Below are 18,615 nucleotides of genomic sequence, written 5' to 3'. Positions count from 1 at the left end.
CAGTAACTACCTGGAGTTCGGGCTGATCGACATCCGGCTGGGGCAAGCGGGGATACGGGAGCCGGTCTACAGCCGCCTGGAAAGCATCCGGGCGAGCAATGCCGAATCCCGCACCGCCCATCTGGAAATCCTGGACCGGCTGCTCGAAGCGATGCTCGGCGAGAGCGCAGACCGCGTGATCCAGGAGGAAGAGCTGCGGGCCATCGGGGTCGAACCCACGCCACCCGACCCCGGCGACTACGACTTCTAGCACCCGGAGCACGAAACACTGCGAAGTCCGGACGAACCACACGACCGGACGGGCTAGTATAGTCGATCTTCGCCTTGGGTAGCCCGTGCTTTTTGCGTCGAGCAAAGGAGCTCCCATGCGACGACGATTATTCTCCCTGCTGGCCGCGGCACTCGTTGTGGTGACCATTCTTCCGGCCGAACCGCTCGCGTTCGCCGCCCCGGCCGCCGAGCCGACGACGGTCGTCGTGCAGCATTCCGGGATGTGCCTGGATGTTCGCGGTGGCCCGCAGGCGGTCCAGGATGGCGCGCGCATCGAACAATGGCACTGCACCGGCGCGGCCAACCAGAGCTGGACGCTTCAGGACGCGGGCAGCGGACGCTTTCGGCTGGTTGCCCAGAACAGCGCGAAATGCGTCGAGCCCATTGCCGGCGGCACCGCGAACCTCACCGGCCTGCAGCAGATGACGTGCGGCACCTCGGCCGGACAGCTGTGGACCCGGCAGGCCACGCCGACCGCAGGCGTGTACCGGTTCGTGCACGTGAGCAGCGCTCGTTGCCTGGACGTGCCGCTGAGCTCGACGGTGGAAGGCGAACTGCTGGTGTTGTTCGACTGCACCGGCAACCCGAACCAGAGCTGGGCGATCTCGCAGACGGCGTATCCGTCGCTGCCGGAACCGATCGTGGTCAAGCACTCGGGCAAGTGCCTCGATGTTCGCGGCGGCCCGCAGGCGGTCCAGGACGGCGCCGTGATCGAGCAATGGCAGTGCACCACCGCGGCCAACCAGAACTGGACGCTGCGGGACGCCGGTAACGGGCAGGTTCAACTGGTCGCGCAGAACAGCGGCAAGTGCATTCAACCGGTGGACGGTGGCACCGCCAACAGCACCGCCCTCGAACAGCGGACCTGCGCCAGCACCGCCATCCAGCTGTGGACGCGGCAGAACACCGCGGGCGCGGGCGAGTACCGCTTCGTGCACGTGCCGAGCAACCGCTGCCTCGACGTTCAGCTCGCCGGGCTGACCGACGGTGTGCCGGCGATCATCTTCGACTGCACCGGAAACCCGAACCAGACCTGGACGATCGGAGCGCCCACGCAGGCGCCGCCGACGGTCGAGGTTCGCAACGGCGAGTACTGGGCGCTGCCGGCGCGCTATCCCGCCAAGAGTCCCCATGGCGGGCTCTACCAGATCTGGGGACAGTCGATCAACTGGAGCCCCACGACCGACATGCACTGGGTGGGCGCCTACTGGCGGGACCTCAACCCGACCGACGGAACCTATCGTTGGGACCGGATCGAGACCATCCACGGCAACTACACCTACAGCCTGGACCAACTCGAGGACGTCGGCTCCACCGCTCTCATCTGGACGGTGCTCGGCGGGGTCGACGGCAACACCGGCAACTTCCACGCACCACAATGGTTGCGCGACAAGTGCGCCGCCCAGGGCAGGCCGATCACAGTGATCAACAGGTCGCCCAGCAGCACGCAACCGTGGGGCCTCGCCCTCTGGGAGCCCTGCCCGCGCGCCGAGGTGAAGAAGTTCATCACCCAGATGTTCAGCAGGTACCACGATGACCCCCGGGTCACGGGTGCGTACGCGACCACGTTCAACGCCGGGGAGTTCTGGATGCCGGCCGACGTCTACAACGACGCGGCCAACAAGGGCCTGACCCCGGAGATTCTCCGCACCTACGCGAAGGACGTCATCGACTCCTGGGCCACCGCACTCGGCACCCGGAAGGTGATCTGGACCAGCGGCGGCACGTGGAACCTGCCCGGGGACGCGGGCACGACCGAGACGGACTGGGTCAACAACTATGCGCTGATGACCCTGGGCACCCAACTGCGGGAAGGAAACGGCGAGAGTGTCTCGGCGAACCGAAGCCAGCCGCTCATCGGCCAGAACCTCGAGACGGTCCAGCCGGCTCCGATCGGAGCACAGCCCGGGCAGTCGCACTACTACCTGACGGCACGCACCGTCCAGGAACTGGGCCGCAACGGCATGTCCTTCTACGGCAACGAGTTCGAGATCGCCGATCTCGCCGGGGTATTCGACAACTACGACTACTACCGGATGACCGTGCTGAACATGTTGCGCAAGGGCCACAACTGGGCGATCTTCCCGCACGACCTCCGCACCGGCGCCAACGATGCGGCGCATCCGGAGTTCGCCGCGCTGCGCGACTACTTCCGGCAGAGCGCGGGCTATCCGGCCGGCACGTCGCCCGACGCCTGGGCGGTGCTGCAGATGTACTACGACGGTTGTTACAACGGCACCCGCTTCTACCACAACTACGAGAAGTTCCTGCTCCAGCGGGATGTGGCGCCGGGCGGGCGCACGACCGTGGCCGAGCCGCGCACCTGGGCTCCGGACCAGTACGGCTTCTGCAAGGTCGGCGAGGGCGGGTCCACCCAACCCGCCGTCACCTACTTCGCGCGCCGGACCGATCACGCCACCGGCAACGACTACATCTACTTCGACGTGGACGACCGGTACGCACCGGCCACCGACCGCGTCTTCCGGATCGCCGTCACCTACCGCGACACCGGAACGGCGCGCTGGAGCCTGCAGTACACCACGACCACCGGTGCCGCGGCGTCCACACCGGCGGTCACCAACACCAACTCCGGTGCGCTGAAGACCGCGATCTTCAGCCTGTCGGACGTGTCGTTCCGTGGCGCACAGCCGAACCAGATGGATTTCCGCCTCTACAACGGCGGATCCGACATCACCGTCCGCAGCGTCCGGGTGATCCGCGGCGCGCCGTAAACCCTGCCCTCAGGGCATGGCCGCGATCGACGTGGCCTCCCAGGTGAAGCCGTCCGGGTCCGGGCCGGGCCCGGCGGCTCCGCCGAGGGCGATCCGGTGCGATCCGGTGCCTTCCGGGGAAACGCCGGCATCCTTGGCGAGGGCGCGCCGGCGGTACAGGGCCAGCTTGACCGGGCCCGAGCCGCCGGCGAACTCGACGTACATCCGGCCGAAGCTCTTGGCCACGATGAAGCCCTGGTCGAGATAGAACCGCTTGCTCGCGGCCACATCGGCGACGCCCAGCAGCAGCACCATGTCGTCGATCTGCCGGGTGGCCGGGCCGGTGTCCTTCTTCGCGGACGTGGCGACCTTCCAGATCGTCCCGTCCGGGGCCTGCACGACGCCGCCGTGGCCCCACAGGGACTTCGCGGCCGGTTTGAGGGTGGTGGCGCCGGCCTCGACGGCGGCGTCGATCAGGGCGTGCACGTCGGCCGGCTGGGACACCAGGAGGGAAAGGGTGAAACCACGGAAGCCGGTGGTCGGTTCCTGCGAGGCCCGCAGGCGCAGCCGGGCGGCCACCCCGAAGGCGGTGTAGAAGCGTTCGGCGGCCACCGGGTCGGCCACTTCGAGGGTGATGGTTTCGATGGAGGTCATGGCCACAACGCTAGGCGCGGCACGCCGTCCGGTGCTTCTTCATTCCTGACCGGTCTCGTCACGGGGCGGCCGATGTGCTGTAGTGGGCCTTGATCGCGTGGGTTGACTGGGGTTCGTCGATGACGATGCTGGAGATCTCCGACCTGGTGGCGGAGTGGGATCCGGTGACCGGGCAGCGGGTCCGGATCCGCCGGGACGACGTGGTCGCGCGGCTGTGCGCGGCCGGGGATGAGCGGGCCGCCCGGATCGTGCGCCGGATGCCGGTGGCCGGCGGGTTCCTGGATCCGGTTGCCGTGGACCGGTTGCTGGTCCGGGTCCACACCGAACTGCAGCGGCTCAACGAAGAGCTGCACATGGCGCGGCGGTTCGCCGAGATCCTGGTGCCGATGCTCACCGCGGCACGGGTCACCGGGAACCGCCCGCGGGTCGTGGACATCGGTTGTGGGTTGGGGTTCCTCGTGCGCAGCCTGGCGGCGTCGGGTTCGTTGGGCGCCGCGGTCGACCTGGTGGGCGTGGATCTCAACCGTGCGCTGGTGGCCGAGGCGACCAGACTGGCCGAGGACGAGGGACTCCCGTGCTCGTTCGTCTGCGCGGACGCGTTCGCGCTGACCGAGCCGGCCACCGTCTACCTGTCCAGCGGTGTGCTGCACCACTTCCCCGCCGAGCGGCTCGCCGGCTTCTTCCGCGCCCAGGACCGCCCCGGCACGCAGGCGTTCGTCCACTACGACATTGCCGCGACCCGGCTGGCCCCGTTCGGCGCCTGGCTGTTCCACCGGGCCCGGATGCGGGAGCCGCTCGGCCGCCATGACGGCGTGATGTCGGCCCGGCGCGCGCACAGCGACCAGGTGCTGCTGTCGGCCGCGGCGCATGCCACGGGGATGGAAACGTTCCTGTTCGAACCGCCCCGGCACACCAACCCGCTCTGCGCGGCCATGCGTCCGGTGCTCGGCGTTCGTCCGGAGCTGACCGGCGAGTTCCGCCGCGCCATGGGACGCCGGGCACGCGGACTCGTGCCGGCGCGGACGCGGGCGGGCTGATGGCCGCGACGGTTCCGGTGCTGCTGGGCCTACTCGCGCTCATCGACGGCGGGTTCGCCGGCTTCCGGGCCGCCACCGGCCGCAATGCCCGGATCCGCAAGCGCCGGTACTACCTGCTGGCCGCGCGCCGGGGATACGGCGTCGGCGCCGCCGGTCTCGGGTTCGTGGCGCTCCTGGTCGCAACCGCGCTGGCCGTCTCGGCGGACCCGGTCCCCCGCTACGCCGAGCTCGTGCGCGCGGGCATCCGCCTGCTGCAGATCCTGCTGCCGTTCGCGGCGCTGGTGGTGCTCTCGCTGCTGGGCTACTGGCTGCTGCCGATGCGGGAGAGCACCTTCGTGATCCTCGTGGGCCTCGGGCCGTTCACCCTGCTGCGACCCGCGGTCGTACTCGGTGCGACCGCGTGGTCAGTGCTGGGGTCGACCGACTGGCTCGTCTGGGCCGGCGAGGTCACGGCCGCGGTCAGCCTGCTCGCCGTCGAACCCGTCGTCCACCGCCGCTGGTACCGCGCTCCGGCGTGACGGACCACCCGGGGCGAGGCGTCTGCGGCGCAGCGCGACCAGGAACACGGCCAGGATCGCGGCGACCCCGGCGCTGACCGCGGCGATGCCGAAGGCGAGTTGGTAGGCCTGGGCCGACGGCAGGACCTCGCCGTCGACGGTCATGGTGAACGTCACCAGGATGGCGCCGAGGGCGGCGCTGCAGGTCGAGGTGCCGATCGTGCGCATGACCGTGTTCAGCCCGTTGGCCGCCGCGGTCTCGGTCGGCGGGGCCTCCTCCATGATCATGGTCGGCATGGCCGAGAAGGCCAGTGCGGTGCCCGCCGCGCCCACCGTGATGATCGCCATCAGCAGGGTGATCGAGCCGGGCAGCAGCCCCTGCAGCAGGTTGGTCACGGCCAGCAGCAGGCAGCCGATGAGCAGGGTGAGCTGCGCGCCGCGCGCCGCGGACAGCCGGGCCGAGAGCGGCGCGAAGATCAGCATGCTGATCCCGGTCGGCGCCTGGACCAGGCCAGCCAGCGCCGGCGAGGTGCCGAAGCCGTAGCCGGTCGCGGTGGGCGCCTGCAGCACCTGTCCGATCAGGACGAACCCGGTGAACATCCCGACGCCGACCAGCACCGCGGCCAGGTTGGTCAGCAGCACCATCGGGCGGGCCGAGGTGCGCAGGTTGACCAGCGGAGCGGTGGTGCGCAACTGGTAGACGCCCCAGCCGAGGAACAGCACGACGGCGGCGGCCAGCAGACCGAGGGTCGCCGCGCTGGTCCAACCCCAGACCGCGCCCTGCGACACCGGAAGCAGCAGGCAGACCAGGGCGGCGGACAGACCGAGTGCCCCTGGCACGTCGAAGCGACCGCCCGCCAGCGCCGGCGTCTCCGGCACGTGCCGCCGGGCGAGCAGCATGCTGCCCGCCGACATCGCGGTGGCCAGCCAGAACAGCACGTGCCAGTCGGCGAACTGCGGCACGATCCCGGCCAGCGGCAACCCGATCGCCCCGCCGATGCCCAGCGTCGAGCTCATCAGCCCGACCCCGGAGCCGGCCGCCGAGGCCGGCAGCGCGTCCTTGAGCAGGCTGATGCCCAGCGGGATCACCCCGAACGCCGCGCCCTGCAGCGCCCTTGCCACCAGCAGCGGCAGGTAGGACCAGCTCAGCGCGCCGAGCACGGACCCGGCCAGCATCATCCCGAGCACCAGCAGGAGGATCCGGCGTTTGCCGAACAGGTCGCCCAGCCGGCCGAACACCGGCGCGCCCACCACCCCGGCGAGCATCGTGGCGGTCACCAGCCAGGACGTCTGCGCCCGGGAAACCCCCAGCAGTTCCGGAAACAACGGCAGCAGCGGCACCACCAGCGTGTGCATCAGCGCGACCGTGATGCCGCACGAGCACAACGACACGACCAGTGCCCGTGACCTCCCGGCTCCCATCCGCCCAGGGTAAGCGTTCGAAGATTCTGCGCATCCGCACTAATTGCGTGTCCGCAGTTTATGCGGTAGGGTCGGCTCATGGTTGACGAGGCACCACCACCCGAGATCGACGCGGCCCGGCTCGACGCCGTGCGGGCCTGTCTCGATGCCGTCCACGGGTCGTCGGCGGTCGACGCCCTACCCCACCTGCGGAAGGCGGCCGACCAACTCGCCGAACTGCTCGACGAGACCATGGCCGCGGCCGTGCTGAGCGGGCAGGCCTCACTGCGTTCCGCCGGAGCGCGGGCCGGGCTGACCGAGAACGCGGTCGGCCCGCGGCTGGCCCGAACCCAGGCACTCGGCGCCTATGCCGACGCCAAGGGCCGGGTGACGGCGGCCGGGGTGGAACGGGCGAAGTACGACAACGAGTCCGGCACCCCCAAGCCGGCGCCGAAGGACACCCCGGCCATGCGGTTCAAACCGCGTCGCCCCAACAACTAGGAGGATCGTTGACTCGTCCCGACCTGACCAGGATCTACTTCCTGCTCGATCGCAGCGGATCGATGGAGTCCATCAGAACCGACACCGAGGGTGGCTTCGCCGCGTTCGTCGAGGAGCAGCGCAAGGCACCCGGCCACTGCCAGGTGACGCTCGCCCAGTTCGACCACCGCTACGACGTCGTCTACTCCGGAGTGCCCGTCGCCGACATCCCCCCGCTGGTGCTCAAACCACGCGGCCGGACCGCGTTGCTGGACGCCATGGGAACGCTGATCACCGACGCCGGCGAGGAACTCGCCGCGCTGCCCGAGAACGACCGGCCCGGCAACGTCATCGTCGCGGTGATGACCGACGGCCACGAGAACGCCAGTCGCGAGTGGACCCACAGCGCGATCAGGGCGTTGGTGGAGCGGCAGACCACGACCTACTCGTGGCAGGTCCTGTACATGGGCGCCGACCAGGACGCCATCGAGGTCGGCAGCAGGCTCGGCGTCAACCGCGACTTCGCGGTGACCTACGGCCGGGGCAAGGCCAAGGAGGCGCTGCACTCCGCGGCCGGCAAGGTCAGCGGCTACCGCGCGGCGCGCATGGCCGACCCCGCCGCCAGGATGGCGGGCTACACCGCCGAGGAACGATCCGACCTCGCGGACTAGTGCAGGTCGCTGGTCAGATGACTTCCCAGTCGGTGAACGGCGCGGGACCGGTGGGGGTGGTTTGGTGGCTGACCAGGAGGCGGCCGTCGCCGGCGAGGGTGAAGGCGAAGATCCGGCCGGAGGCGTCGATGGCCATCGCGGGTTCGGTGGGGCTGTAGGGGCCGGTGCTGGTCCAGGGGTTGAAGTAGCCGCCGTTGGGCACGGTTTGGCGGGTCATGCTCATGGTGCCGGTGCGGTTGCGTTCCAGCAGGACGATGCGCGGGTCGGCGACGGCGGGGTAGCCGTCCCGGGGGTGCGGGGCGCTGACGGCGGCGACCGGCCCGACGCCGGCGTCGCCGTCGAGGATCTCGGGGGTGTCGGTCGAGCCGCCGGCCATCTCCCATTGCCAGGTGTGGGCGACGCGGCCGGCGTTGGCGGCGGTGTTGTTGGACGCCAGGCGATAGAAGACGTCCAGGGTGCCGTCGGCGCTGGTGGCGACGGTGGGTGGGCCGGCAGGCTCGAACTCGGCGAAGGTCGGGTTGGTGGCGAAGCCGCCGTTGGGCGCCAGTTGGTAGATGTGGTGAATGGCGCCGATTCCGGCGTTGACGGTGTAGGCGAACACCTCGATCTCGCCGTGGCCGTTGGTGGTCGCGGCCAGACCGTCCTGGATGCCGGGGCCGCCGCCGAGATCGACCCAGCCGCCGAAGCCGGAGTTGTTGGCCAGCTGGTAGGTCGTGCTGATCCCGCCGCCGCCGTTCTTGACGAACAGTTGGATGCGTCCGTCCTGGTTGGTGGTGACCACCGGTTGGCCGATCTGGCTGACCGGCCCGCCGCCGCCGGTGTTGGGGTTGCCCAGCGAGTCCCAGCGGTTGACCCAGCCGCCGTTCGGTTCGTACTGGTAGGTGGTGACGACGGCCCAGTCGCTCAACCGCAGCGCGAACACCTCGAGCCGGCCGTCCTGGTTGCGTGCCAACGAAAGGCCCGGGGCGAGCGGTCCACCCGGGTCGGCCAGCTCGACCGGACCCTGCCAGGCCCCACCGGGCGCCTGCCACCACGTGCGCAGCCGGCCGTGGAACACCGCGAACGCCTGCAGCCGGCCGTCCAGGTTGCGGTCGACCCACTTGGTTCCGGTCCACCAGCGCTGGTACTCCCGTTGCACCAGACCGCCGTAGAACGGGTCGTTCGGCCCGATCAACCCGTCGAAGGCCGCGTACCGGTCGAAGACGGCCTGCTTCCCGGCCTGCTCGGCAGCCTCCAGGTTCACCTGCGCGTCCAGCAGGTTGTAGTTGCGGTAACCCAGGATCCGCGGCCGGGGCGTCACGGCGGCGGCCTCGGTCGCCAGGCGCGCGGCGATCACGTGGTCGCTGTGGTCGTTGAGCCAGGCCGGGTTCTGCCGGTACCGGGCGTCCGGCTCGACGTCCTGCACACGCACGACGGTCGGCTGGAAATGCTGGTACAGCCCGGAAAGCAACCGCAGGACGTCGGCGCGACCATAGGTCTGGCCGGGTCGTGCGCTGGCCGCGGGCGTGATCGTGCGACGCACGCTTCCGTCGGCCCACAGGTGGTACAGCGACGCGTCCGGCCCGGTCAGATCGTTGACCGGATCCGCCTTCACGTCGTGCACGTCGGCCCAGTCCGGCAGGTTGACCCACACCAGGTTGACCACCGGACCCGCACCGGCCAGCGTGTCCACGTCCACCTGACGGGACCAGCCGGTCCCGTCCGGCACGGTCAGCGCGGCCCGGGTCCACGTGTTGGGCCGCCCGGCCATCGCCGACCAGGCCGCCCGGGCACCCCGGGCCCGGCAGTCGGCGTACTGCTCCCGGCTCAACCCTGCGTTGCGGCAGCCGGTGTCGGACACCGGTTCCCGCGAACCGGGCGGCCGGTCGGCCTCGCCCGCGGTGAGAAACACCGTGGTCGCCGGCAAACCGGCGGCCAGCGCGGTCCGCAGGTCCGGGTTCATGAACAGGATGTCGTCGTCCGGATGCGCCACAACCTGCAGGAACACCCCGGTGGCCGGGACAGTCGGCAGCGCGGCCGCCTGCGGCGCCGCCACGACCGAACCCACGGCCAACGCCAGCAACAACCGAACGAGCATCGTTCCCCCAGTCCACGAGCGACCGCGCCATCATGACCCACGCCGGCCGAAACACCAAGCGGCCCCCATCGCGGCAACCCGAGGGGCCTGCCGACGCGCTGCCCGCCGAAAACGGGAATCGCCGCCCGGGTGCGGCCATAACCGAATTCCGAAAATTTCGGCCGAGATTCTCCGCGACAGTCGCAAGGAACGCGACCTTATGGCCCAATCTCACTGCGGCGAGACAGGCGAAGGTGATACCGATCCTGGTCAATTAGGGGTCAATGGTGCTTGACGATACTGATCCCGATGGCAAAGGATTCCTGTGTCCGTCGGGAAAGGAAGCTCAGCCATGACCGATGAGATCCGACAGTTCCTCCGCGAGTCGTTGACCGAGATGAAGTACGCCACCGACGACTTCGACGACGACACGGTGCTGGGCCCGGCCGGGGTCGATCTGGAGTCGCTCGCCCTCGCCGAACTCGCGATGCGGGTGGAGGACAAGTACGGCGTGCGGTTCGACGAGGACGAGGCCGAGACGTTCGCCGCCATGACGGTCGGCGAGTTCTGTGCCGCGGTGGCACATCGGGTACAGGCCGCGTCCGCGACGTGAGCCCGGCAGGACGGCTCTGTCCGCAGGCGAGTTCGGCTACCTCAACCATAGGACGGTCATGACCGCGAACCCGACGATCGAGCGGATCCCCATCTCCTTCTCCGGGCCGGGCGCGGGGACCGCGCCACTGACCTGGGGGCAGAAGGCACTGCTGGAGTACCTGGAACTGACCGGCGTCGCGGCCGACTCCTGCGGGGCGCACTTCCTGGCGGCGGGCACCACGGTCGAGACCCTGGTCGAACGGATTCGAGAGACCATGAGCCGGCATTCCGCGCTGCGGATGACCTGGGCCAGGGGTGCGGACGGCCGGCCCTATCAGGTGGTGTCGGAATCGGGGGAGATCGAACTCGAGGTCGTCACCTTCGACGGCGAGACCGACCCGGGCGACGCCATCGCCTACGGCAACGAGATCTGGCAGGGATGGGCGGTCGCCCCGATCGACCAGTATCGCGACCTGTCGCTGCGGATCACCATGATCCGGCACCCGGACCTCGCGCCGTACGTCGCGATCTGCATCGGCCACACGATCGCCGACGGCACCGCGGCGTTCCTGATCATGGCCGATCTCGGGCTCACGGACTCGATCGTGCGCAGTGGCGATCCACGCACGGTGGGAATCCTGGAGATGGCCCGGCGCGAGCAGACGCCGGAGGTGCGGCGGATCAGCGACCGGGCCATGAGCCACCGGGAGGGGTTGCTGCGGGACATCCCGCCACTGACGTTCGGCGAGCCCACCCACCCCGAGTGCCGGCTCGGTCAGCGCTACTGGCGCGGGTTCTTCCACTCGCCGGCGACGTACCTGGGCATGCTCGGCCTCGCCGCGCGGACCCGGACGGACACCACCCGGGCGCTGCTCGCGATCATCGCCATCGCGATCGGGCGCGCCACCGGGGTCAACCCGCTCACCACGGGCGTCATTTCGAGCAACCGGTTCCGGCCCGGCTTCGGCGAGATCATCTCCACGCTGGCCGGGGAGTCCCTGGTGACCCTCGACCTCGACGGCACCGTCGGCGACGTGGTGGCCCGGATCCGCCGGCTCTCCATCGCCGCCGGGCTGCACAGCTACTACGACCCGGAGCAGTACAACGAGTTGCTGGCCCGGCTCGACGCGGAACGCGGGTACGCGGCCAGGGTCACCTGCCGGATCAACGACATGCGATTCGGCACCAGGCCGGCGAACGAGGCGGCGGCCCGAAGCGAAATCATCACCATGGACCGGATTCGGGCCAGGCTGCCGGAGACCTTCTTCGAGTGGGACCCGACGATGACGCTGGAGTTCATCCCCGAGCAGCTGTTCGTGCTCATCTCCGACCGCGCGGACAGCGTGGACCTGATGCTGATGGTGGACACGGCGCGGTTCAGCGACGAGGACGTCCAGGCGCTGCTGCGCGGCGTGGAGGAAGTGGCCGTCGAGGCGGCCCTCGACCCGGAGGTGCCGACCCGGCTCGCGCCCGGGCGGTTGGCCGTGCCGTGAGAAAGGTGCTCCCCCGGCTGGACTCGAACCAGCAACCCTTCGGTTAACAGCCGAATGCTCTGCCAATTGAGCTACGGAGGAAGGTTTGGCCTGCTCCGCCGGGCTGGGCCCGGCGTGCGACAACTGTAGCGTACCCGGCCACGCGGTTACGCGGCGGAGGGGCGCGGGGTGCGGGAGGATGGGTTACCAGGCAGGTCGTCGACGCGTGGGAGGTGGAGCCATGAAGGCGTTCCTGATGGGCGCGACGGTGGGATACGTGCTGGGCGCCAAGGCCGGCCGGGAGCGGTACGAGCAGATCATGCGTGCCTACCGGAAACTGGCCGACCACCCGGCCGTGCAGGGTGCCGCGGGGATCGCCCGGGCCAAGATCGGTGAGAAGACCGGGTTCGGTCGCGGGCCGGGCTCGGACAACGGGCACCGCGCGGCGTCGGACACCTCCGGGTACCAGCGCGCCTGACGCGCGCCACCCCGGAGCCGGCGGCTGCGGGGTGGCGGGTCAGGGCTTGTGGGCTACCGCGAAGATCCGCCGGAACGGGAACCACGTCGTGTCGTCGGGCCGTGGCGGGTAGGACTCGCGGAGCAGCGGTGCCAACTCGGCGCGGAAGCGGGTCCAGTCGGGGTCGGCGAGGGTGGACCGGATGGGGCGCAGGGCGGTGCCGGTGATCCATTCGAGGACGGGGTCCTCGCCGGGCAGGCGCTGCAGGTAGGTCGTCTCCCAGGCGTCGACCGCGCAGCCGGCTTCGGCGAGGATCATGGCGTAACCGGTGGGGTCGTGGACGACGTGATCCTCACGCAGGACTACCGACCGCAGCAGGGTCCGCCATCTGGGGGTCGCGGCCAACGCCCGGACGTGCACATGTGACGGTGCGTCGAAGTTGCCGGGAACCTGGAGCGCGAGCCAGGAACCGGCCGGCATGGCGGCGACCCAGCGGCGCAGCAACTGCTCGTGACCGGGCACCCACTGCAGGACCGCGTTGCACACGGCCACGTCGGTGTCCGCAGGCGGATGCCAGTCCCGCACATCGGTGACCGAGGCCGGGATTCCCCGCTCCCGGGCGGCGGCGACCATCTCCGGCGAGGAGTCGAAGGCCTCGACGACCGCCGCCGGCCAGCGCTTGACCAGCTGTTCGGTGAGGTGGCCGGGGCCGCAGCCGATGTCCACCACGCGGCGCGGCGCCTCGGCCCGGATCCGGCCGAGAAGCTCGTCGAACGGGCGGGACCGGTGGTCGTCGAACATCAGGTACTTGTCGGGGTCCCACACAGCGCCTCCCCAAATAAACCGTACGTTCGTACTGGTTACTGTAGCTCACCCAGTCGCGCGGCCACCTCGGCCGCCAGCGCACGCAAGGCGGCCGGGTCCACCTCCGGATCGGCCCGGACCTGCAGCACGAGCCCGTCGCGCCCGGACACCTTGCGCTGCACGAACCACGCGCCGCCGCCGGGCAGTTCGTGCCGCGCGCGGGACTTGATCGACCCGGTGACCCGGGCGTGCACCACCCCGGGCAGCGGACCGGGCCGGTCCAGCACGAACCGCCGGGCCGGCAGGTCGGCGATGAGCACGGCCGCGCCCGCCGTCTCGCGCTCGACGGCCTCGATCACGGCGAGCACCCCGCCTGCCCAGGTGGCCTTGCTGATCAGGTGCCAACCCACCCGCCGGGTGCCGTCATCCTCGGGCAGCCACAGGCCGAGCGAGGTCGCCAGCAGCAGCCCGCCGCCGCTGACCCGGGCGAACCCGAGCACGTGCTCCTCCGCGGCCAGCGCACCGGTGAACCCCGCCGGCGCGCCCCCGGTGAGCAGCCGGCGCAGCCGACCGATCATGAGAGCCCGCCGGTCGCCTGCTCGCCGAGCGCCTTGCGGTACTGCTCGAGGGCGACCAGGTCGCCGAACAACGTGCGGTAGTCCTCCGGTTCCTCGACCGGGTTCAGCCGGTGCAGCCGGGACTTCAGGTCCGCGATCTGCCCGGCCACCACGCCCTCGCGCAGCCGGGCGACCAGGCTGCCGACGTACCGCGCGTCGGGATCCTGCTTGTGGTGCATGGGTTCCACGGCCAGCTCGGTGACCAGGGACCGAACCGTCTGATGTGGACAGTTCTGCCCGGCGGCGGCGACCAGCGCCGGGCCGGACAGCCCCGAGGAGGTGCCGCCGACCGCCAGCAGCGCCTCGTACAGCTCCAGGTAGGCGGGGTGGGTGAACGCCTCTCTAGGCACCGAGTTGTCGTAGTACGGCCCGGCCAGCTCCGGAGCCTGCAGCGCCGCCTTGAGCGCCTCGCGCTGCACCCACAGCCGCGGGTCGTTGCGTTGCGGCAGCGGCGGTCCGGTGACGTCCACGGCGAGCGCACCCTGGTTCGGGTTGGCCGGCGCCCGCCCGCGCCGCTGCGGGGCCGGCGAGCCGCCCGCGGTCTCCCGGACCCGGCGCACCACGGTCTGAATGTCCTCCCAGCCGACCCAGCCGGACAGCTGCCGGGCGTACTCGTCGCGCAGCGACTCGTCCTTGATCTGGGCCACCATCGGCACCGCGCGGCGCAGCGCCTCGACCCGCCCCTCGGCGGTGTCCAGGTCGTGCTCGGTCAGCTCGGCCCGGATCCAGAACTCGATCGCCCGCTGCCGGCGAGCCACCAGGTCCCGGACCGGCTGGTCACCCTTGGCCTGGCGCAGCTCGCACGGGTCCATCCCGCCGGGCGCGACCGCGATGAAGGTCTGCGCGGCGAACCGCTGGTCGTCCTCGAACGCCTTCATGGCTGCCTTCTTGCCGGCCTCGTCCCCGTCGAAGGTGAAGATCACCTCGCCGCGGAAGAACGAGTCGTCCATGAGCAGCCGGCGCAGCACCGAGATGTGGTCGGTGCCGAACGCGGTGCCGCAGGTGGCGACCGCGGTGGGCACGCCGGCCTCGTGCATGGCCATCACGTCGGTGTAGCCCTCGACCACCACCACCTGGTGCCGCCGGGCGATCTCGCGTTTGGCGAGGTCCAGGCCGAACAGCAGGTGGGACTTCTTGTAGATCGGGCTCTCGCTGGTGTTGAGGTACTTGGCCTCGATCTGGTCGTCGTCGAAGATCCGCCGGGCGCCGAAGCCGACCACGTCGCCGCCCAGGTCGCGGATCGGCCAGAGCAGGCGACGGTGGAACCGGTCGATCGGCCCCTGCCGGCCCTCCCGGGACAGCTGCGCCTTGTACAGCTCGGCCAGCTCGAAGCCCCGGTTGAGCAGGTGTTTGGTCAGCCGGTCCCACCCGGCCGGGGCGAAGCCGCAGTTGAAGCGGGTCGCGGCGGCCTGGTCGAAGCCGCGCTGGGTCAGGAACTCCCTGGCCTTGGCCGCCTCCGGGGTGCGCAACTGCTCGGCGTAGAACTCGGCGGCCGCCTTGTGCGCGTCGAGCAGCCTGGCCCGGGTGCCGCGGTCGCGCTGGACCGTGGCCCCGCCGCCCTCGTAGGTCAGCGCCACCCCGACCCGGTCGGCCAGCCGCTCGACCGCCTCCACGAAGCTCAGGTGGTCGAGCTTCATCACGAAGGCGATCACGTCGCCGCCCTCGCCGCAGCCGAAGCAGTGGAACGTGCCGTGCGACGGCCGGACGTTGAACGACGGCGACTTCTCGTCGTGGAACGGGCAGAGGCCCTTCAGGGACCCGGCGCCGGCCCGGCGCAGCGCCACGTACTCGCCGATCACCTCGTCGATCCGGTTGCGCTCCCGCACCGTCGCGATGTCGCTTTCCCGGATCCGTCCCGCCACGGTGCAAGTCTAGGGTGGGTCGTGTGACCGTCGGCGATGACGTACTGGCCGAGCAGTTCTCCGCACACCGGGCACACCTGATGGGCGTGGCCTACCGGCTGACCGGCACCCGGTCCGACGCCGAGGACGCGATCCAGGAGGCCTGGCTGCGACTGTCCGGTGTGGACAGTGAGCGCCGGGCGGCGATCCGCGACCTGCGCGGCTGGCTGACCACCACGGTCGGCCGGATCTGCCTGGACCGGCTGCGCTCGGCCGCGGCCCGCCGCGAGCGCTACGTCGGGCCGTGGCTGCCCGAGCCGGTGGTCACCCCGTTCGGCGCGCCGCCGAGCGAGGATCCACTTGAGACGGTGGTGCGGCACGAGGACGTGCGGATGGCCGCGATGGTGTTGCTCGACCAACTCACCCCCGAACAGCGGGTGGCGGTCGTGCTACACGACGCGTTCAGCGTGCCGTTCGCCGAGATCGCCGAGATCCTCGGCGTCAGCGAGCCGACCGCGCGCCAGCACGCGTCCCGGGGGCGCCGGGCCGCCGCCGAGGCCGACCCGCCGCCCCGGGTGCCGCTGGCCGAGCAGCGGGTCGTGGTCGAGCGCCTGATGGCGGCCCTGTCCGCGGGCGACGTGCCGGCCGTGGTCGAGCTGTTGCATCCGGATGTCGTGCTCATCGGCGACAGCGACGGCAAGGCCCGCACCGCGCGCCGGGTCATGGTCGGCGCGGACAAGATGGCCCGGTTCCTGGTGGGCCTGCTGCGCATCTACGGCGCGCACCGGATGTCCCAGACGCAGCTCGTGCTGGTCAACGGCGACCTCGGGCTCGCGCTGCCGGACCTGCCGGCCGAGGGCGAGTACCTGAACCTGTCCCGCCGGGTCGGCACGTTCGCCATCCGGGACGGCCGGATCGTGGCCATGTACGACATCGTCAACCCGGACAAGCTCACCCGAGTGCGGCTGACCTGACGGCTTGGTTCCGCTGGACGAACCCGGCCGGTGAACTGGACCCACCCTTCAACCGGCCCCATGAGCGGAGTCGGCCGGAACCGGGACCTGGCAGGCGGCACCCGAGGTGAAGCCCTGGTCGGTGATGCCGAGCGCGCTGTTGAACCGGGCCCGGTGGTTCTCCAGGGCGATCTGGTAGGTGAGCTCGATAACGCCCGCGTCGCCGAACTCGGCACGCAGCTCGGCGACCTGCTCGTCGGTCACCGCCACCGGGCTCACGCTCATCGCGTCGGCGTAGGCGATGGCGAGCCGCTCCTGGGCGGAGTAGGCGGGCGAGGTCTCATACTTGTCGATCTCGCGGAGCCGCTCGACGTCCAGCCCGTCCAGCCGCTGCAGCATGGTGCCGAAGTCCACGCACCACGAGCAGCCGAGCTGCTGGGCGACCCGGTACACGGCCAGCTCCCGGATGTTGGCCGGCAACACCTTCGACGCCCGCTGCACGGCCATCTCATGGCGGCCGCCGGCCAGCGTCAGCTTCATATGGTGGGCCGAAACGGTGAGCGGTTCGGGTACCGCCCCGAACCGGCGGCGCGCGAACTTGTACAGCACGCGCAGCAGCGGGCCGGCGTCCCTGGTGGGAATTCCCGCGATCCTCGGCATGGTCATCTCCTCCTCGATCGAACACGTCAACCGGAGGACGAGGCGGGTCAGCCGGGTGTGACAACCCTGGCCAGGAAGTACACCAGACGTGTGACGGCGTGCTGGACCAGCAACAGGAACGGCCGATCGACGTCGACCGGCACCGGCGCCTGCGGCATCATGCCGGTGAGCATGAACATCACGGCGGTGGCCGCGGCGCCCTCCAGGCCCTGCTCGTCCAGCCGCAGCACCGACTCGTGCAGCACCGCCTGCACGGCAAGCGGTTGCGGGCTGATGCCGCTGAGGTCGGCCGCCGGGCCGAACATGGTCCGCACACCCAACGCCGTCAGCGCCGGGGTGAGCTCGGTCTGGGTGGACACCGCCAGCCGGGGCATCCGCAGCCGCACCCGGGCCGGCCGCACCGCGTCGAGCAGGCCGGCCAGCGCGCCGGCGGTCAGGTCCGGCTCGGCGGCGGTCAGGTCGCCGTCCGGCAGCAGCACCGCGGCCCGCACCGCGCCGACCGCCGGCAGGCACAGCACCTGCCAACCGCCGGTCGCCGCGTAGTCGATCGTCTCGGTCGACTCCATGGTGGGCACGTCGACCGGGCCGCCCGGGGTGTGGAACGGCCGGACCTCGGTCATCGTCCCGGGAAACGCGTGCAGCCAGGCGCATCTGAGGTAGAGCGCATTGACCAGGGCGGCCACCGTGTCCGCCCCGATCGCGCCCTCCGGCACCAGTTCGGGGATGAGGTCCCGGGTGGTTCGCGCGACGTCGCTGTTGATCAGCTCCCGGGCTCGGCCCGGGTCCTGCCGGAACGGAGCGGGCCGGACCGTGCCGACCTCGGCCGCGAACGACTCGCGGATCTCGATGCTCCCATCCGCCCACAGGGTGTTGGCCACGGCCAGGACCGGCTCGTCGTGGTCGGGCGCGGACCGGTCCAGCCGGCTCGACCCGGCCAGCGCCCGGTCCAGTTCGGCGAGGTCGCCGGAAGCGTCCCCGAGCAGCAGGGTGACCAACTCGTCCCTGGTCGGCCCGGCCGCTCCGGCCGCGACCAGGCGCAGCGCGCCGGCCACCGAGAACGGCGACCAGCAGGCGTCCCGGGCCGGGTCGGGCGCGAGCGCCCGGTGCAGGGCGAGGGCGAACTCCAGGTGCGCGTCGGTCACCGGCGGGGGTCGGGCAGCGTGACCACCTGGCTGGGCGCGGGCCGCGCGGCCGCGCCGGCCATCGAGTTCGGGCCCTTGGGCAGCGGACGCCGCGGCTCGCGCACCCCGGCCCCGCCGGCGGCCGGGCCGCCCTCGCCGCCGGAACCGGCGCCAGCGGCGGTGCGGCGGCGGAGCAGCCGATTGAGCAGACGCCGGATGCGGGAGATCTTCATACGACCGAGTGTGCCACGGGTCACCTGCACGGGTTGGCCAGCACGATGTGGGTGGGCGGCTCCGGTTCCGGGAGCGCACCCGCATC

The 18,615-nt window shown here is 70.9% G+C and carries 19 protein-coding genes and 1 tRNA gene; 10 read left to right on the top strand and 10 right to left on the bottom strand.

Features of this window, described 5'->3' with window-relative positions:
• Positions 1-250 (top strand): hypothetical protein (locus VFO68_RS29220; protein WP_325161632.1); only part of this gene is annotated, 250 nt, incomplete at its 5' end.
• A 115-nt stretch (positions 251-365) separates the two neighbouring features.
• Complete coding sequence (locus VFO68_RS29215) at positions 366-3,002, top strand: RICIN domain-containing protein (RefSeq protein WP_325161631.1); 2,637 nt, start codon at positions 366-368, stop codon at positions 3,000-3,002.
• Between the two features lie 9 nt (positions 3,003-3,011).
• On the opposite strand, the gene VFO68_RS29210 is transcribed toward VFO68_RS29215, so the two are convergent.
• On the bottom strand, positions 3,012-3,635 hold the full coding sequence (locus VFO68_RS29210; RefSeq protein WP_325161630.1) for a glyoxalase: 624 nt from the start codon (positions 3,633-3,635) through the stop codon (positions 3,012-3,014).
• A 119-nt stretch (positions 3,636-3,754) separates the two neighbouring features.
• Between VFO68_RS29210 and VFO68_RS29205 the strand changes: the two genes are divergently transcribed.
• Both VFO68_RS29205 and VFO68_RS29200 read left to right on the top strand, forming a co-directional pair.
• Complete coding sequence (locus VFO68_RS29205) at positions 3,755-4,672, top strand: class I SAM-dependent methyltransferase (protein ID WP_325161629.1); 918 nt, start codon at positions 3,755-3,757, stop codon at positions 4,670-4,672.
• The gene (locus tag VFO68_RS29200; protein WP_325161628.1) at positions 4,672-5,190 is read left to right on the top strand and encodes an oxidoreductase; all 519 of its coding nucleotides are present in this window, start codon (positions 4,672-4,674) and stop codon (positions 5,188-5,190) included. The genes VFO68_RS29205 and VFO68_RS29200 overlap by 1 nt, the downstream gene beginning before the upstream one ends.
• On the opposite strand, the gene VFO68_RS29195 is transcribed toward VFO68_RS29200, so the two are convergent.
• The gene (locus VFO68_RS29195) at positions 5,077-6,591 is read right to left on the bottom strand and encodes an MFS transporter (protein ID WP_325161627.1); all 1,515 of its coding nucleotides are present in this window, start codon (positions 6,589-6,591) and stop codon (positions 5,077-5,079) included. The genes VFO68_RS29200 and VFO68_RS29195 overlap by 114 nt on opposite strands.
• A gap of 78 nt (positions 6,592-6,669) precedes the next feature.
• Here VFO68_RS29195 and VFO68_RS29190 point away from each other — a divergent pair, with 78 nt between their 5' ends.
• A complete protein-coding gene (locus tag VFO68_RS29190) occupies positions 6,670-7,071 on the top strand; it encodes a hypothetical protein (protein ID WP_325161626.1) in 402 nt (133 codons plus the stop codon).
• An 8-nt stretch (positions 7,072-7,079) separates the two neighbouring features.
• Complete coding sequence (locus tag VFO68_RS29185; protein ID WP_325161625.1) at positions 7,080-7,721, top strand: vWA domain-containing protein; 642 nt, start codon at positions 7,080-7,082, stop codon at positions 7,719-7,721.
• A gap of 13 nt (positions 7,722-7,734) precedes the next feature.
• Here VFO68_RS29185 and VFO68_RS29180 read toward each other — a convergent pair whose 3' ends face one another.
• Positions 7,735-9,798, bottom strand: coding sequence for a PIG-L family deacetylase (locus tag VFO68_RS29180; protein WP_325161624.1), 2,064 nt, complete (start codon positions 9,796-9,798; stop codon positions 7,735-7,737).
• A gap of 331 nt (positions 9,799-10,129) precedes the next feature.
• Between VFO68_RS29180 and VFO68_RS29175 the strand changes: the two genes are divergently transcribed.
• Entirely contained in the window at positions 10,130-10,390 is a 261-nt protein-coding gene (locus VFO68_RS29175) for an acyl carrier protein (RefSeq protein ID WP_325161623.1), read from the top strand.
• A gap of 58 nt (positions 10,391-10,448) precedes the next feature.
• Positions 10,449-11,864 (top strand): condensation domain-containing protein, encoded by a 1,416-nt coding sequence (locus tag VFO68_RS29170; RefSeq protein WP_325161622.1) that lies wholly within the window; start codon positions 10,449-10,451, stop codon positions 11,862-11,864.
• A gap of 8 nt (positions 11,865-11,872) precedes the next feature.
• On the opposite strand, the gene VFO68_RS29165 is transcribed toward VFO68_RS29170, so the two are convergent.
• Positions 11,873-11,945: transfer RNA gene (locus tag VFO68_RS29165), tRNA-Asn, on the bottom strand.
• Positions 11,946-12,084: 139 nt separating this feature from the next.
• Between VFO68_RS29165 and VFO68_RS29160 the strand changes: the two genes are divergently transcribed.
• Positions 12,085-12,321: a hypothetical protein gene (locus tag VFO68_RS29160; RefSeq protein WP_325161621.1), complete on the top strand. Its 237-nt coding sequence runs from the start codon at positions 12,085-12,087 to the stop codon at positions 12,319-12,321.
• 39 nt (positions 12,322-12,360) lie between these two features.
• Here the strand turns inward: VFO68_RS29160 and VFO68_RS29155 are convergent, their stop codons facing one another.
• The 3 genes from VFO68_RS29155 to dnaG are packed head-to-tail and all read right to left on the bottom strand — an operon-like array spanning position 12,361 to position 15,583.
• Positions 12,361-13,125 (bottom strand): trans-aconitate 2-methyltransferase, encoded by a 765-nt coding sequence (locus tag VFO68_RS29155; RefSeq protein ID WP_325161620.1) that lies wholly within the window; start codon positions 13,123-13,125, stop codon positions 12,361-12,363.
• Positions 13,126-13,160: 35 nt separating this feature from the next.
• Positions 13,161-13,682: a hypothetical protein gene (locus VFO68_RS29150; protein WP_325161619.1), complete on the bottom strand. Its 522-nt coding sequence runs from the start codon at positions 13,680-13,682 to the stop codon at positions 13,161-13,163.
• Positions 13,679-15,583: a DNA primase gene (gene dnaG / locus VFO68_RS29145; protein ID WP_325161618.1), complete on the bottom strand. Its 1,905-nt coding sequence runs from the start codon at positions 15,581-15,583 to the stop codon at positions 13,679-13,681. The genes VFO68_RS29150 and dnaG overlap by 4 nt, the downstream gene beginning before the upstream one ends.
• 14 nt (positions 15,584-15,597) lie before the next feature.
• On the opposite strand from dnaG, the gene VFO68_RS29140 reads away from it, so the two are divergent.
• Complete coding sequence (locus tag VFO68_RS29140) at positions 15,598-16,536, top strand: sigma-70 family RNA polymerase sigma factor (RefSeq protein WP_414635598.1); 939 nt, start codon at positions 15,598-15,600, stop codon at positions 16,534-16,536.
• 48 nt (positions 16,537-16,584) lie between these two features.
• On the opposite strand, the gene VFO68_RS29135 is transcribed toward VFO68_RS29140, so the two are convergent.
• From VFO68_RS29135 to VFO68_RS29125, 3 genes are read right to left on the bottom strand one after another with little or no spacing between them, the layout of a single operon-like run.
• A complete protein-coding gene (locus VFO68_RS29135; RefSeq protein WP_325161616.1) occupies positions 16,585-17,175 on the bottom strand; it encodes a carboxymuconolactone decarboxylase family protein in 591 nt (196 codons plus the stop codon).
• Between the two features lie 47 nt (positions 17,176-17,222).
• Complete coding sequence (locus VFO68_RS29130) at positions 17,223-18,317, bottom strand: serpin family protein (protein WP_325161615.1); 1,095 nt, start codon at positions 18,315-18,317, stop codon at positions 17,223-17,225.
• Complete coding sequence (locus VFO68_RS29125; protein WP_325161614.1) at positions 18,314-18,529, bottom strand: hypothetical protein; 216 nt, start codon at positions 18,527-18,529, stop codon at positions 18,314-18,316. The genes VFO68_RS29130 and VFO68_RS29125 overlap by 4 nt, the downstream gene beginning before the upstream one ends.
• Positions 18,530-18,615: the final 86 nt, after the last annotated feature.

Origin of the sequence: Actinophytocola sp. (assembly GCF_035712165.1) — a bacterium.
In the GTDB taxonomy this organism is placed as follows: Bacteria; Actinomycetota; Actinomycetes; order Mycobacteriales; family Pseudonocardiaceae; genus DASYTH01.
The sequence above is the reverse complement of the archived record's forward strand: the minus strand, read 5'-3'. Positions and strand labels throughout refer to the sequence as shown.

What these genes read in the sequence shown, in the direction of transcription:
- VFO68_RS29205 (WP_325161629.1), top strand. Translation starts at nt 3,755, where the DNA reads ATGACGATGCTGGAGATCTCCGACCTGGTGGCGGAGTGGGATCCGGTG.
- VFO68_RS29195 (WP_325161627.1), bottom strand. Translation starts at nt 6,591, where the DNA reads ATGGGAGCCGGGAGGTCACGGGCACTGGTCGTGTCGTTGTGCTCGTGC.
- VFO68_RS29175 (WP_325161623.1), top strand. Translation starts at nt 10,130, where the DNA reads ATGACCGATGAGATCCGACAGTTCCTCCGCGAGTCGTTGACCGAGATG.
- VFO68_RS29200 (WP_325161628.1), top strand. Translation starts at nt 4,672, where the DNA reads ATGGCCGCGACGGTTCCGGTGCTGCTGGGCCTACTCGCGCTCATCGAC.
- VFO68_RS29150 (WP_325161619.1), bottom strand. Translation starts at nt 13,682, where the DNA reads ATGATCGGTCGGCTGCGCCGGCTGCTCACCGGGGGCGCGCCGGCGGGG.
- VFO68_RS29180 (WP_325161624.1), bottom strand. Translation starts at nt 9,798, where the DNA reads ATGCTCGTTCGGTTGTTGCTGGCGTTGGCCGTGGGTTCGGTCGTGGCG.
- VFO68_RS29190 (WP_325161626.1), top strand. Translation starts at nt 6,670, where the DNA reads ATGGTTGACGAGGCACCACCACCCGAGATCGACGCGGCCCGGCTCGAC.
- VFO68_RS29215 (WP_325161631.1), top strand. Translation starts at nt 366, where the DNA reads ATGCGACGACGATTATTCTCCCTGCTGGCCGCGGCACTCGTTGTGGTG.
- VFO68_RS29160 (WP_325161621.1), top strand. Translation starts at nt 12,085, where the DNA reads ATGAAGGCGTTCCTGATGGGCGCGACGGTGGGATACGTGCTGGGCGCC.
- VFO68_RS29125 (WP_325161614.1), bottom strand. Translation starts at nt 18,529, where the DNA reads ATGAAGATCTCCCGCATCCGGCGTCTGCTCAATCGGCTGCTCCGCCGC.
- VFO68_RS29170 (WP_325161622.1), top strand. Translation starts at nt 10,449, where the DNA reads ATGACCGCGAACCCGACGATCGAGCGGATCCCCATCTCCTTCTCCGGG.
- VFO68_RS29135 (WP_325161616.1), bottom strand. Translation starts at nt 17,175, where the DNA reads ATGCCGAGGATCGCGGGAATTCCCACCAGGGACGCCGGCCCGCTGCTG.
- VFO68_RS29210 (WP_325161630.1), bottom strand. Translation starts at nt 3,635, where the DNA reads ATGACCTCCATCGAAACCATCACCCTCGAAGTGGCCGACCCGGTGGCC.